Origin of the sequence: Nocardiopsis valliformis DSM 45023, assembly GCF_000340985.1 — a bacterium.
Lineage (GTDB): Bacteria > Actinomycetota > Actinomycetes > Streptosporangiales > Streptosporangiaceae > Nocardiopsis > Nocardiopsis exhalans.
Genome location: NZ_ANAZ01000008.1, coordinates 39950 through 53279 on the forward strand (window position 1 = coordinate 39950; position 13330 = coordinate 53279).

Annotated in this window: 11 protein-coding genes; 3 read left to right on the plus strand and 8 right to left on the minus strand. The window is 70.7% G+C overall.

From position 1 onward, the window contains the following. Positions 1 to 781: 781 nt before the first annotated feature. The 3 genes from D457_RS0108205 to D457_RS32115 form a co-directional block, all read right to left on the minus strand. On the minus strand, positions 782 to 2263 hold the full coding sequence (locus D457_RS0108205) for an FAD-dependent oxidoreductase (protein WP_017580168.1): 1482 nt from the start codon (positions 2261 to 2263) through the stop codon (positions 782 to 784). A gap of 82 nt (positions 2264 to 2345) precedes the next feature. After that, positions 2346 to 4478, minus strand: a complete 2133-nt coding sequence (locus tag D457_RS0108210) for a molybdopterin oxidoreductase family protein (RefSeq protein ID WP_017580169.1) — start codon at positions 4476 to 4478, stop codon at positions 2346 to 2348. Then, positions 4475 to 5887, minus strand: a complete 1413-nt coding sequence (locus D457_RS32115) for an MFS transporter (RefSeq protein ID WP_051072890.1) — start codon at positions 5885 to 5887, stop codon at positions 4475 to 4477. The genes D457_RS0108210 and D457_RS32115 overlap by 4 nt, the downstream gene beginning before the upstream one ends. A 477-nt stretch (positions 5888 to 6364) precedes the next feature. Between D457_RS32115 and D457_RS0108220 the strand changes: the two genes are divergently transcribed. Beyond that, positions 6365 to 7354, plus strand: coding sequence for a GNAT family N-acetyltransferase (locus D457_RS0108220; protein WP_017580171.1), 990 nt, complete (start codon positions 6365 to 6367; stop codon positions 7352 to 7354). 29 nt (positions 7355 to 7383) lie between these two features. On the opposite strand, the gene D457_RS36390 is transcribed toward D457_RS0108220, so the two are convergent. After that, on the minus strand, positions 7384 to 7542 hold the full coding sequence (locus D457_RS36390; protein ID WP_017580172.1) for a hypothetical protein: 159 nt from the start codon (positions 7540 to 7542) through the stop codon (positions 7384 to 7386). Positions 7543 to 7803: 261 nt separating this feature from the next. Here D457_RS36390 and D457_RS0108230 point away from each other — a divergent pair, with 261 nt between their 5' ends. Beyond that, entirely contained in the window at positions 7804 to 8214 is a 411-nt protein-coding gene (locus tag D457_RS0108230; RefSeq protein WP_017580173.1) for a DUF2000 domain-containing protein, read from the plus strand. Positions 8215 to 8307: 93 nt separating this feature from the next. Here D457_RS0108230 and D457_RS0108235 read toward each other — a convergent pair whose 3' ends face one another. Continuing rightward, positions 8308 to 8829, minus strand: a complete 522-nt coding sequence (locus tag D457_RS0108235) for a GNAT family N-acetyltransferase (protein WP_017580174.1) — start codon at positions 8827 to 8829, stop codon at positions 8308 to 8310. A gap of 333 nt (positions 8830 to 9162) precedes the next feature. Here D457_RS0108235 and D457_RS0108240 point away from each other — a divergent pair, with 333 nt between their 5' ends. Further along, complete coding sequence (locus D457_RS0108240; protein ID WP_152514178.1) at positions 9163 to 9645, plus strand: hypothetical protein; 483 nt, start codon at positions 9163 to 9165, stop codon at positions 9643 to 9645. A 36-nt stretch (positions 9646 to 9681) separates the two neighbouring features. On the opposite strand, the gene D457_RS0108245 is transcribed toward D457_RS0108240, so the two are convergent. The 3 genes from D457_RS0108245 to D457_RS0108255 all read right to left on the minus strand — a co-directional run bounded on the left by D457_RS0108245 (position 9682) and on the right by D457_RS0108255 (position 13277). Further along, the gene (locus D457_RS0108245) at positions 9682 to 10374 is read right to left on the minus strand and encodes a GNAT family N-acetyltransferase (RefSeq protein WP_017580176.1); all 693 of its coding nucleotides are present in this window, start codon (positions 10372 to 10374) and stop codon (positions 9682 to 9684) included. 44 nt (positions 10375 to 10418) lie between these two features. Further along, complete coding sequence (locus tag D457_RS0108250) at positions 10419 to 11738, minus strand: DUF2716 domain-containing protein (protein WP_051072898.1); 1320 nt, start codon at positions 11736 to 11738, stop codon at positions 10419 to 10421. 777 nt (positions 11739 to 12515) lie between these two features. Next, positions 12516 to 13277, minus strand: a complete 762-nt coding sequence (locus D457_RS0108255) for a MerR family transcriptional regulator (RefSeq protein WP_017580178.1) — start codon at positions 13275 to 13277, stop codon at positions 12516 to 12518. Positions 13278 to 13330: the final 53 nt, after the last annotated feature.

Consider the following 13330-nt stretch of genomic DNA (forward strand, 5'->3'; position numbering starts at 1 on the left):
GCGGCCGGTCACGCGCCCGGAGGGAAAAGCGGCGGCGAAGGAGGGAGCGCCCCAGCCCTGCGCCCAACGCCTGGCCGTGTCGCGGCCGGTCACGCGCCCGGAGGGAAAAGCGGCGGCGAAGGAGGGAGCGCCCCAGCCCTGCGCCCAACGCCTGGCCGTGTCGCGGCCGGTCACGCGCCCGGAGGGAAAAGCGGCGGCGAAGGAGGGAGCGCCCCAGCCCTGCGCCCAACGCCTGGCCGTGTCGCGGCCGGTCACGCGCCCGGAGGGAAAAGCGGCGGCGAAGGAGGGAGCGCCCCAGCCCTGCGCCCAACGCCTGGCCGTGTCGCGGCCGGTCACGCGCCCGGAGGGAAAAGCGGCGGCGAAGGAGGGAGCGCCCCAGCCCTGCGCCCAACGCCTGGCCGTGTCGCGGCCGGTCATTCCCGGCAACGAAACAGCGGTGGCGAGGTCAGTGGTGGTGTCTGGGGCAGGGTGCCTGTTTCGGTCCTCTGTTTGAAGATGATCTTGCTACCAGGAGCAAGTTCGGCGCCGAACTTGCTCCTGGTAGCAAGATCACCGGGGATCAGAGGGTTTTGGAAGCAGCGGACAGGTCCAAGCGGGGGTTTGGGGCACCCGCACCACACTGGCACCACCCCCGTACAGCAACGGCAGCAGCCGGGGGAAGGCAGACCAGGAAGGTTCCGTCAGCTCCTCTGCGGTATCCCCACCGGCAGGCTTCGCGCTCGGCTCGTGTCGGTGTGCGCCCGGGCCAGGACCGGTGCGGTCCCGGCCCGCACCGGGGTGGTCAGCCCACCGGTTCGGCGCTGCGGCCGCTCCCCATCCCCGACAGCAAAGCGTTCACATCGCGCACGCAACCCCCGCAGCCGGTGGTGGCGCGGGTGCGCTCGGCGATACCCTCACGTGTGCGCGCACCGTCCAGCCAGGCCTGCTCGATGTCCTCGCGGCTGACCGCGTTGCACCGGCACACCAGGGCCGGGGCGGCCGCGCCCTGCCCTGCCTGCTCCCCCGGTGCGGCAGTGGGCAGTCCCTGCAGCAGGGCCAACCGGTCGGCGGGCACCGGGGCGCCGGTGTCGTAGAGCTGGGACAGGGTGGCCGCTGCCTGCGCGAACCCGAGCAGGACCGCGCCCACCACCCGTTCCTCGCTCACCGTAAGCTTGGCGTAGCGGCGCCCGTAGGGGTCGCTGACCGTCACCGTCTCCACCTCGGGCCCCAGGTCGTCCTCCTGCACCAGACCGAACGCGGTGAGTTCGATGCCCTGGGCCTTGAGCCGGGTGAGCGGACGCGCCCCCGAGTAACGGGCCTGGGGCGCGGCCCCGGTGAGCCGCCGGGCCAGAACCGAGGCCTGTTCCCACCCGGGCTGGACCAGCCCGGCACCGCCCCCGGGGTGCTGGGCGCAGTCACCGATGGCGTGCACGCGGGCGTCGGAGGTGGCCAGGGTGTCGTCCACGAGCACCCCGTGCTCAGCCTCGATCCCAGCCGCTTTGGCCAGCTCGATGTTGGCGCGCACACCAGCGGTGACCACCAGGGCGTCACCGGGCAGGACCCGGCCGTCATCCAGCTCCAGACCGGTACCCGGGATCCACCGCGAGGCCACCCGCCAGGAGTGGACGCTCACCCCCAGGTCCTCGTAGCAGCTGGCCAGGACCTTGGCCGCGCTCTGGTCGATCTGCCGGCGCATGATCCAGGGCGAGGACTCCACCACGCACACCCGGGCCCCGCGCCCGACCAGCCCGCGGGCGGCCTCCAAACCCAGCACCCCGCCGCCCAGGACCACCACGGGGGCGCCGGGACGGACCAGGGAGAGCAGGCGCTCACAGTCGGCGAGGTCGCGCAGCGCGCTCACCCCTTCCCCCGGTACGCCGTCGGAGGCGCTGACCCCGGGGATGGGCGGGAAGGCGGCTCGGGCGCCGGTGGCCAGGACCAGTTCGTCGTAGGGCAGATGGGTGCCGTCGTCCAGGTCCACCCGGCGTTCGACCGTGTCCAGGGCGGTGGCGCTCACCCCCGTGCGCACGCTCACCCCGGGGGTCTGTGGTACCGGAAGGTTGATCTGGTCGGGTGTGTAGTCGCCCGCGACCACCCCCGAGAGCAGGACGCGGTTGTAGGCCGGGTGGTGTTCGGTGCCCACCACGGTGACGTGGACGCGTTTACCCTCGGGGTCCAGTCGGGCGACCTCCTCGGCGAAGCGGGCCCCGACCATGCCGTTACCCACGACCACGATCCGACGCGCTGACACGCTCTGCTCGCTCACACGCTGATCGGTGCTCAACTACTGCCTCCTGCTGTGGGGTGGTACCTGCCCGGGCGGCGTCGGCCGGGTGAAGCTGTCGTGGGGTGTTGGCTGTGCCGCCCTAGCGGCCCGGTGCGGTGGCGGGGCCGTGATCGGGTTCGGGTGCGGGCTCCATCCGCACGGCGCTGACCTTGAACTCCGGCATGCGGCTGGTGGGGTCCAGGGCCGGGTTGGTGAGGTTGTTGGCGGCCTGGGACCCCGCGTAGTGGAAGGGCATGAACACCGTGTCCAGGCGGGCGGTGGGCTCCAGGCGCACCCGGGCGCTGGTGTGGCCCCGGCGGGAGGTGAGCCGGGCCAAGTCACCGGCGGCCAGCCCCGCGCGGGCGGCGGTGTCGGGGTGCACCTCCACGTACACCTCGGGTTCGGCGCTGTTGAGTTCGGGGACCCGGCGGGTCTGGGCCCCGGACTGGTAGTGGCCCATGAGCCGCCCGGTGGTGGCGATCAGCGGGAACTCGGCGTCGGGTTCCTCGGCGGCGGGGCGGTGGGCCACGGCCGTGAACCGGGCGCGGCCGTCGGGGTGGGCGAAGGAGTCTAGGAACAGGCGGGGCGTGGGCTCTTGGCCCGCGCGTACCGGCCAGTGCAGGGCCTCCCCCGCCGCCAGGCGTTCGGGGGTGATGCCGGAGTAGTCGGCGGCTCCCCCGGCCGAGGCCGCGCCCAGTTCGGCCAGCACGGTGTCGGGTTCGGTGGGAAAGCGCTCGGCGGGCTGGCCCAGGCGCACCGCCAGGGCCGAGAGCACCTCCAGGTCGGTGCGTACGCCTTCGGGTGGCGGGATCGCGCGGTGGCGGCGCAGCACCCGCCCTTCCAGGTTGGTCATGGTGCCCGACTCCTCGGCCCACTGAGCCACCGGCAGGACCACGTCGGCCAGGGCGGCAGTCTCCGAAAGCACGAAGTCGGCGGCCACCAGCAGGTCCAGACCGGCCAGGCGCTCACGCACTCGCCCGGCGTCGGGGGCCGAGACCACCGGGTTGGAGCCAAACAGCAGCATGGCGCGCGGACCGCCGGGGGTTCCCAGGGCGTCCAGGAGCTCGAAGGCGCTGCGGCCGGGCCCGGGCAGGGAGTCGGGGTCCACGCCCCACACCCGGGCTACGTGGTCGCGGGCGGCGGGGTCGTCGATCTTGCGGTACCCGGGCAGCTGGTCGGCCTTTTGGCCGTGTTCGCGCCCGCCCTGGCCGTTGCCCTGCCCGGTGATGCACCCGTAGCCCGAACCCGCGCGGCCGGGCAGGCCCAGGGCCAGGGCCAGGTTGATCCATGCTGAGACGGTGTCGGTGCCCTTGGCGTGCTGTTCGGTGCCGCGCCCGGTCAGGATGTAGGCCGAGTGGTTGCGGGCGGCTTTTCCGAGCAGGTCGGCGGCGGCGCGGATCTGCTCGGCGGGCACCCCGGTGAGGAGTTCGGTCTGCTCGGGCCACCAGGCCGCGGCGTGTTCCCATGCCTGTTCGAACCCGCTGGTGCGTGCGGCGACGTAGTCGGTGTCTACCCAGCCCTGGACGCGGACGGCGTGCAGCAGGCTCAGGGCCAGGGCCAGATCGGTGCCCGGGCGCGGGGCCAGGTGCAGGCCGCCGTTGTCGAGTGCGACCCGGGCGGTGGCGGTGCGGCGGGGGTCGATGACGATGAGTGCGGGCGCGGACAGGTGGCCCATCATCGGCGGCATGGTCTCGGCGGGGTTGGCCCCGGCCAGCAGGACCACTTCGGCTGATCCGACGTCGGTGAGCGGGAAGGGCATGCCCCGGTCCAGTCCGAAGGCGCGCATGCCTGCGGCCGCCGCGGAGGACATACAGAAGCGGCCGTTGTAGTCGATCTGGGAGGTGCCCAGGGCCAGGCGGGCGAACTTGCCCAGGGCGTAGGACTTCTCGTTGGTGAGCCCGCCGCTGCCGAAGACCGAGACGGTGTCGGGGCCGGACTCGGCGCGCAGGGCCAGCAGCCGTTCGGCGATGTGGTCCAGGGCGGTGTCCCAGTCGACCTCGACCAGGTCGGAGTCGCGGTCCTTGCGGAGCAGGGGGCGGGTGAGGCGGTCGGGGACGGTGAGGACGTCAGCGGAGGTCCAGCCCTTGCGGCACAGCCCGCCCCGGTTGGTGGGGAAGTCGGCGGGGCGGGCGGACAGGCGTCCGTCGGCCCCGGTGTCCAGGTGCATGGCGCACTGCAGGGCGCAGTAGGGGCAGTGGGTGCGGGTCGAGGCGCCGGGCGGGTGCGGGTTCATCGGGTGGCCGTTTCCTGGGCGGCGCCCGGGGCGGTCCCGGCGCCGGTGGCGGTGGAGGGTGCGGCGGTGGCCGGGCGACGAAGGTACACCAGGTAGGTAATGGCCGCACAAACCAGGTAGAAGACCCCGAAGGCGGCGAAGGCGGGCGCCGTGGAGCCGGTGGCGGCGAAGGCCTCACGGAAGGTGACGTTGATGCCCACCCCGCCCAGCGCGCCGACCGCGCCGATCAGCCCGAGCATGGAGGAGGCGGTGCGCTTGGTACGGGCCAGCGCCTGCTCACGGGGCTCACCAGCGGCGATCGCGTCCTCGGCCTTGGCCGCGTAGATGGAGGGGATCATCTTGTAGGTGGAGCCGTTGCCCAGCCCGGTGAGCGTGAACATCACCGCGAACGCGCCCACGAACAGCACCAGCTGGGCGGCCTGGACCGCCAGCACCAGCACCGTGGCGCACACGGCCATCGCCAGGAACACCCAAAGGGTCACGCGGGCACCGCCCAGGGCGTCGGCCATCCGGCCGCCGACCGGGCGGATCAGGGAGCCGATCACCGGGCCGAGGACGGCGATGGCGGCCGCCTGGATGGGCACCAGCCCGAACTGGGCCTGCAGCAGGAGGCCGAAGGCGAAGCCGGTGCCGATGAAGGACCCGAAGGTACCGATGTAGAGCACCGACATGATCCAGAAGTGGCGGTCCTTGGTGGCCGAGAGCTGCGCGGGGATGTCGCTGCGCACGTTGACCAGGTTGTTCATCGAACGCATCGCCCACCAGGCGGCGAGCAGGATCAGCGGGGCGTAGAACAGCGGGACCAGGTACCCGGTCGAGGCGGTGAACAGGGCGATCACGGCCAGGCCCACCAGCTGGACGGTGGCCACGCCGATGTTGCCGCCGCCCGCGTTGAGCCCCAGCGCCCACCCCTTCTCCCGTTCGGGGAAGTAGGAGTTGATGTTGGCCATCGAGGAGGAGAAATTGCCGCCGCCCAGACCGGCGCTGGCGGCCAGCACCATCATCAGCCAGAACGGGGTGTCGGGGTTTTGCACCAGGAAGAACGCGGCCGCGGTGGGTACCAGCAACAGGAAAGTGGAGATGATCGTCCAGTTGCGGCCACCGAAGATCGGTACCGCCAGGGTGTAGGGCACCCGCAGCACGGCCCCGACCAGGGTGACCACCGACAACAGCAGGAACTTCTGCTCGGGGGTGGTGGAGAAACCGTGCTCAGGGATCATAAAGAGCACCAGTACGGACCAGATCGACCACACCGAGAAACCGATGTGCTCGGAGGCGATGGAGGCCCACAGGTTGCGGCGGGCCACCGGGCGTCCGGTGCTCTCCCAGAACTTCCGGTCTTCGGGGTCCCAGTGGGAGATCCAGCTCGGTCCGGTGCGTGGCGCGCGTGTTCCGGTCTCGGAGGTCACGACCAGGCCTTCCTGCTCGATGGGTGCTGACATAACCGAAGGTAGGCAGGGGTCGTTGCCTGGATATGTCGGGCCGTAACACACGGGAAACACCTGGCTCACCCGGCGGGTGCGGGCGCGGTGAGATGAGCTCCGGTGCCGGTGCGGGCGCGCCCGTGTGGGGGGACGGGATGCCCTGAGGCGTCACGGTTCCGGGACGGGAACGCCCTGGTGCGGCACGGTTGCGGGGTGAGCCCTCACCTTCGAGACCTTTGATCGTGTCACGACCGCGATCCCCGACCTGGCGGCCCGGATTGTGGCGTATGCCACCGGTCAGCCCGAACGCTTCGGTGGGGGACCCTGATCAGCGAGGGCGGCTCGTACCCGTGCTCGCGGAGGAGGAGCTGGCTCATGAGCCGTCTCCGCTGGTGAGAGCTGGTGTGGATTTGGACTGTGTGGTGGGAGACAGCCGGGGCCCGGGTGTGGCAACGTGGTGTCGTGAGCTCAGTGGTGGAAGTTCTCGATCCCAGCACAGCCCCGGCCGAGGAGCTGGCCGCCTGGACCGCGCTGCACAGCCACGGTATGAACGAATTGATGGGCAGCGCACCCCGTCCCCAGGACCTGGCCGACCAGCTGCGTACCAAACGCGCGGGCCAGAACTGGTGTTGGTCGGCCCGGACCGCGCCGGGCGAGCCCATCCAGGGTGTGGCCGAGCTGCGCAGGCAGCCCTACAACCCGCAGGTCGGGCTGCTGCGCCTGTACGTTGCCGAACCGGCCCGCCGACGAGGCATGGGGACCCGATTGCGCGAGGCCGCGGTGGAGCGGGCCCGCGCACTGGGAATGGAGCGTCTGCGCAGCCACACCCTGACCGGACCGGAGATGGAGGCCTTCGCCCGCTCCGACGGGCACCCGCGCACCCTGATCCCGTTCAAGGTGCAGGAACAGCAGCTGGACGAGGAGACTCTGGAACACTGCTGGCACGTGGCGGCACGCCCCGCACGCGGCTACCTCGTCACCTACTGGGAGGGCACCGCCCCCGAGAACCTGGTGGCCTCCTTCGGGCAGGTGGCCATGCACTCGATCGATGCGATCGAGGGTGCACGACCCCTGGTTGAGCGGGCATGGGCCCCGCAGAAGGTACGCGAATGGGAACGCGAGGTCGTCCAGGACGGGTCCCGGCTGGTGGTGTGTGCTGCCCTGGACCGCACCTCGGACCAGGTGGTCGCGGCCACGGCCACCACGGTGGGTCAGGCGCTGGTCGCCAGGCAGTACGTGACCGCGGTGTCGCCGGCCCACCGGCGCCGGGGACTGGCCACCCGGGTCAAGGCCAATCAGACGCTGCGGGTACACGACCTGTTCCCGCACGTCAGGAGGGTGGCGGTGGCCGTGGACGAGGGGAACACGGCGATGCTGGAGCTCAACCGGGCCCTGCGTTACGAGCTGGCGGGCGGGCGCTACCTGGTCGAGGAGGACCTGACCGGGCGTTGAGGCGCCCGAGGCCCAAGCTCGGGGTGGGGCTACTCCTCGCCCTTGCGTGGCTGCTGGGCGCCGAAAGCCAGGCCGAAGACCAGCCCGAGCGCGCTGCCCAGGGCCAGGTTGTCGAAGGCCACCCCGAAAACGACACCGAAGACCAACCCGAGCGCGAGCCCCGTGCTCTGGCTTGGCTTCTTGCCCATCCGCCTTCTCCCCTGTGTTCCTCGGCGCCTTGTGCCTGCCGTCCGTCATCGGACGTGCCGAACGTTTCTCGGGTTCCCTGAGCGCAGAGGCTTCCTTCCGCCGCGCACCCTGCCGGCGTTCCCACACGATCACCGAACCACGTTCACCCATGGCGGGCAGTTCGGAGTCATGGCCGAATAGTGTTCGGCAAGCCACCCATGAAGCTGTTTCTCCAGCTACTTTCTTCGTGGATCGCACGACATATGAGCGGGGAGAAATTCATGAGCATGTCCACCAAGCTGGTCGTCGTCCTGCGCTCGGACCTGGAGCTCGCGGTGGCCGCCAACGCCAGTGCGGTGCTCGGACTCGCCTTGGGAGCGCGGCTGGAGAACTCGCTGGGGGCCGACGGTAAAGATGCGCAGGGACACCTGCATGCCGGGATCAATCCGCACCCGGTGCCGACCCTGGCCGCCACAGGAGAGCAGCTGCGCCGGATCAAGGCCCTGGCTGATGAGCGCGACCTGACGGTGGTGGGCTTCAACGAGGTGGCTCGCGGCTCACGCACCTACGTGGACTACCTGGACCGGCTCGCGCAGACCGAACCGGCACAGCTGGAGTACGTGGGTCTGGCGGTGTTCGGCCCGAAGAAGGACGTCAACAAGCTGACCGGGAGGCTGTCCCTGGCCGGCTGAGCGGGCCCGGCACGGGCCGGTACGACGAAGCGCCCCCGCCACGGGCTCGCGTGGCGGGGGCACCGTTCCACCCGGAAGAGCGGATCAGCGTGTTCAGATACCGAAGGCGGCCGGGTACTGGATGGTGCCGCGCGGGCTCTCGCGCGAGGGGTCCAGGGAAAGAGCCATCATGGCCTCGTCCGGAACCTCGAACGGGGCGCGCACCCCGAACCCGGAGGCCGGGGTGAACCCGAACCTCGGGTAGTAGTCGGCGTGCCCCAGCACCAGGACGAGGTTCTCACCCATGGCGCGGGCGGACTCCAACCCGGCGCGGATGGCGGCCGAACCGGCGCCGGCGCCCTGGTATTCGGGCAGCACCGCGCACGGAGCCAACGCCAGGGCCGGGTGGCCGTCGACGTGGCAACGGGTGAACAGCGCGTGCCCGACGAGGGCGCCGTCAACGGACTCGGTGACGACGGACAGACCCTCGATCCACGCTCCGGTGTCGGCACGCAGGGCGTCGACCAGGTCGGCTTCGGCCGGGGTCTCGAAGGCGGCGCTGTTGACGGCGTGGATGGTGGCGGTGTCAGCGCTGGTCTCGGGTCGGGTGGACCAGGCGTGAGCGGAAGTGGACAACGTCAAGGACCTTTGGATCTCAGGGGTCCCGTTGAGTGTTCTGGGCCGGGACCCGAAGGCGGGAAAGGCGGAGGGCGCTGCTCACGGCGGCGCTGGTATTGACAGTCATCAACTCACCCCGAATGGATCCGCGCAGCCGACTCCCGGCTCCGCGAGGCCCAACGCTCACAGGGTTCGGGGTGTTCCCCGTGGTGAGAGCGTTCACGCCGGATCGGTGGTGCCGGGACCTCCTGTGCGGAACCATTCCGCTGGCTAGGATGTCTCATCCACGGGCTTTCCGAAGCCCGGGAAGCCCTGCGGACAAGGCGGTGCGACGGCGTGGAGGACGGTTCGGTGGATCTGGTCGAGGAAGCTGCCAAAACCCTGACCCAGGAGATGGCCAAGGGAAGCTGGACGGTGGTCCGGGGGTGGATCACCCAGGTCTTCCAGGGCAACGAGGTCAAGAAGCAGAAGGCTCTGGAGGAACTGGAGGAGTCCCGCCGGGAGCTGACCGCGGACGGCGGAGACGCTCTGTCAGCCGAAGAGGTCGAGCGGAACTGGAAGACCCAGCTGCGCCGCCTGTTGCGCGAGGACCCCGGGGCCGCCGCCGAACTGCGCGCGATCCTCGACGAGGTGGCCCCGGAGCGCGGGGCCCAGAACGTCACGAACATCGCCCGTGACGTGCACGGAATCCTGATCCAAGGAGGCAACATCCACGGCGGGGTGCACCAGCACGAGACCAAGTACGAGGGCGACCACATCGACATGCGCGACATCAAGGCCAAGGGCGACGTGATCGGGACCCAGCACAACTACGGCGACGGCCGCAGGGGCTAAGCGGAGGTGAGGCTCTGGCCTCGGTGCGGGAGTCGCTCAACCCAGGTGGAGACTCAGCTGAGAGCCCAGTTCCCTGAAACCCAGGGTGAGCGCGACCCCGCGGGATTCCTTTGGGCGGGCGCGCCACTGGGGTAGGAGGTTCTGGGCGAGAGCGTCGCTCACGGCGGCGGAGGAGACCTTTTTCGCCAGGCCCCGGCCCCGGTGGGTGGGAGCGGTGAGCACGCTCAGGTGGGCGACGTTCCCAGGTAGGACCTTGTAGCCGGCGGCAGCGATGACCTCGCTGCCCTCGGTGAGTGTGAACAAGGGGATGTTCAGCCCGGTCAGGCCGCTCTCTCCGGCTTCTTCCGGGCCTACCTTCTGCAAAAGCGCCTCGAGGGCGTCGCTCTCAGCGGGTAAGCGGGTCGCGTCCGATGCGGGCACGGGGCGGAAGTCGGTTTCGGTCAGGTAGGCCAGTGTCGCCGGGCCCAGGGCGCCGGTGATCGGGAGCGCTGCCTTCAGCGCCCCGGGACTGGTGTGTTCGGCCGCCTCGACACCGGTCAGTGCGGCGCGTAAGAGGTTCGCCTGTTCGGCGGTGGGCGCCGTGGCCAGGGTGGTGCTGTCCAGGCGGACGATGCCGCACCAGCCCGGCGGGCACAGGCGGGAATCCGGGGCGGCCGCCACGGTCAGCGCCCCCTCGGCGCGGGTGGTGGCGACGTGTTCCCACAGGGCCAGGGCGCGGGTATCGGGCATGGGCCGACCATCCCAGTCGCCCAGGGGCTGGGCGACCGCTTTTGTCAGCCCACCGGACGGCCGGATCTGCGTATCGGAGCGCCCAGCAGCCGGGTGAGGTGGTCCTCGACTCGGGCCAGGAGCTCTGTGCCGAACACGCACAGGGTTCCCTGACCGTGCGGCCCCTCCTCCCAAGGGTGGCCGAAGGTGCCCAGGCGCAGGTCCTTGGTGAGATTGATGTAGTAGTCGCCGTTGGGGAAGGCGAACGCCGGGTTGCGCGGTTGCTCGGGGCCACCGACACGGCGCGGGTCGTAGCGGTGACCGATGTGCTGCCAGTCCAGCGCGTACAGGGACTCCCCCGCCGGGACGCTCGCTGCCAGGCCTTGGCGTACCGTCCGGTCCAGTTCGGTCCGGTGCTCGGGGTCCTCGTCGGCGCGGTGAAGCGGCCAGGTCACCGAGGCGGCGGGTTCGACGATGCCGGGGAAGAGCGTGGTGCTGGGGGCGAAGAAGAAGCGCGACGTGAACCGGTCCCAGATGTCGTCGTGCTCGGGGTCGTCGAGGAGTTCGGTGACTGGGCGGCTTGTGGCGGGGGCACCGGTTGGGGACCAGGTGTGGGTGCGCACGGTGGTGATCTCGTGGAAGCCTGAGTTCAGGAGCATCTCGTGTAGGTCGGGCTGGGCTTTGGGGTCGACCTCGGCGGCCATGAGGCGGGCCTGGGCCTGGTCCCACACCCACCATCCGGACTTGGGGCGGACCGTTCCCGCTCGGTGGGCCCATTCCCAGAGGAACTCCGGGTGGGGCGCGGTCATCCCCTCCAGGACGACGAACGGGGTTCCGGTCCGCAGGACGGCCCAGCTGGCCGCGCGCACCTGTGCCTGGTGCACGAGGGCCAGGGTGCGGTGTTCGAAGGTGATCCCGTCGGACTCGTGCTCGACCAGAGAGCGCCGGTGCGGTCCGGAGGCCGCGGCCAGCTGGCGGACAGCGTTGCTGGTGACCCGGTCATTCTCCCGAAACCGCTCTTCGGCGGCGAGGTGTACAGAGGGGATGTCGGCGAGTTCGGCGACCAGGACGGAGCGCTCCGGTCCGGGGACGAACCCGGCCGCGTGCAGGGCGGGAGCCAGCGCGGGCGGGTCGTGGGCGTGCACCGGCCAGCGGGCGGGTTCGGTGTGCGCCTCGAACCGTTCCTGTTGGCGTGCGACCAGGGCGGACAGGTCCGTTTCCGGGGGCAGGGGGCCGTGGTCGACGCTGCCGTGGGTGCCGAAGTGGGAGCGGACCAGGCGGGCACCGGTCAGGTGCGGATCCTGGAGGTGAACCGCTCCGGCCTTGGGCGGGACCGGTAGGTGGCCGCGCAGGTGGGTGTCGTAGGCATGGCGGAGGACGTGCATGGTGGCAGCCAGGAGAGGGTCGAGAGGGCCGGGTAGCGGGGTCGGGCTGAGGGGGTGGAGCGGGCAGGGCACGACTGGGCACCTCGGATCTGTTGGGGCAGGACCGAGGGGCGAAAAAAAGGGGTGTTGTACAGCCGCCGCCGGGAGGGAGTGGCGGCGACTCATTGTGTCAGGGTGGTTGCCCCTCGGGTGTAACCCCGGTGGGATGGATCGGGGCCGGAAGGCGGTGCGGCGGTGTCCGATTGTCAGGGACGGTCCGTAACCTCGGCCCGGTTGCCGCACGACGGCGGCGAAGATACCCCATGTCCGTACCGGCGATGGACCCCCGGGAACGACTCAACACGCAACTTCCGCCCGGGCGGACGGTCACCTCCGAGGAGGGTGCAACCGCCCTGTGGTTGAGCGATGGCCCCGCCACAGTAGGGCTCTGGGCGAGGCTGCGGGCCGAACACACCACCTCCGGGCTGCGGCCGCTGCTGTTGGAGGGACTGGAGGAGCACCCCGAGGAAGGGTCGCGCCCCTGGGAGTGGGGTGAGCTCATGCTCGAAGGGGTGGGTACCTTTGCGGAGCACGACCCCGGGGGTCTGCTCGCTGACTGGTGGCGTGAGTACACCGTGGTCGGCGAGGACGACGACCTCACCCCGGAGCAGCGCGCTGCGGTCACCGCGCCCCACGGTCTGGAGTGGCCCGGGCTCGCCCCGGCCGCGGCGGTGACGGACTCTCGGCTGGCCCTGCCGCCCTTTCCACCGTTGAAAACTGCGCGTGCTCCCGGAGTCCTTATCTCTCGCGGCGGGCGGCGTTGGCGGCGAAGGCCTCGCGCAGGTACGGGCTCAGCCCTTCGCCGTAGGCGTCGATGGCGGCGGTGAAGCGCTTGTCGTCCACGTACAGCTGCCCCAGGCCCGCGTGGATCTGCGGGGTGCAGTCGTAGTAGTGACGGCTGATGTGCGCACGGTGGCGTTCGGCAAGGTCAGTGGCGGTTTCGCTGTCCGGGGCGAGGCCCTCGTTCATGGCCTTGGCCAGGGCGCGGTAGATGCCGTCGGACTCGGTGTTGATCCGCTGCCAGTCTTCCTTGCTGTAAGTGCTGGTGCGGCGCTGGCTCTCGGCGAATCCGCCGCCGTCCTGGCCGCCCCAGCGCTGGCGGGCCTCCTCAGTGTGTGCGTCGACGTCGAAGTCGCCGAAGACCTCGAACTGTTCCTGCGGGGTCAGGCTGGTGCCCATGTGTTCCGCCTCCATCATTTTCTGTAAGGTGCGCGCGACTTCGCGCAGGTGGTTGATGCGTTCGTTGACCAGCTGGTGCTGGCGGGCCAGGTGGGTCCGCGGGTCGGGATCGTCGAGGAGTTCGCTGATCCGTTCCAGGGGAAAGCCCAGTTCGCGGTAGGTGAGGATCTGGTGCAGCCGGTCCATGTCCGCCTGGGAGTACAGGCGGTAGCCGGTGGGTGCGCGTTCGGCCGGGACGAGGAGTCCGATGCGGTCGTAGTGGTGCAGGGTGCGCACGGTCTGTCCGGTGAGCCGGGCGATCTCGCCGACGGTGTGGCCCACGGTTGGTCCTTCGTTCTTGTCAGGTGGTTTGTGTTCTTGTCGGTGGCCCGTTT

What these genes read in the sequence shown, in the direction of transcription:
- D457_RS0108210 (WP_017580169.1), bottom strand. Translation starts at nt 4,478, where the DNA reads ATGAACCCGCACCCGCCCGGCGCCTCGACCCGCACCCACTGCCCCTAC.
- D457_RS36390 (WP_017580172.1), bottom strand. Translation starts at nt 7,542, where the DNA reads ATGGGCAAGAAGCCAAGCCAGAGCACGGGGCTCGCGCTCGGGTTGGTC.
- D457_RS0108250 (WP_051072898.1), bottom strand. Translation starts at nt 11,738, where the DNA reads ATGCACGTCCTCCGCCATGCCTACGACACCCACCTGCGCGGCCACCTA.
- D457_RS0108245 (WP_017580176.1), bottom strand. Translation starts at nt 10,374, where the DNA reads ATGCCCGATACCCGCGCCCTGGCCCTGTGGGAACACGTCGCCACCACC.
- D457_RS0108230 (WP_017580173.1), top strand. Translation starts at nt 7,804, where the DNA reads ATGAGCATGTCCACCAAGCTGGTCGTCGTCCTGCGCTCGGACCTGGAG.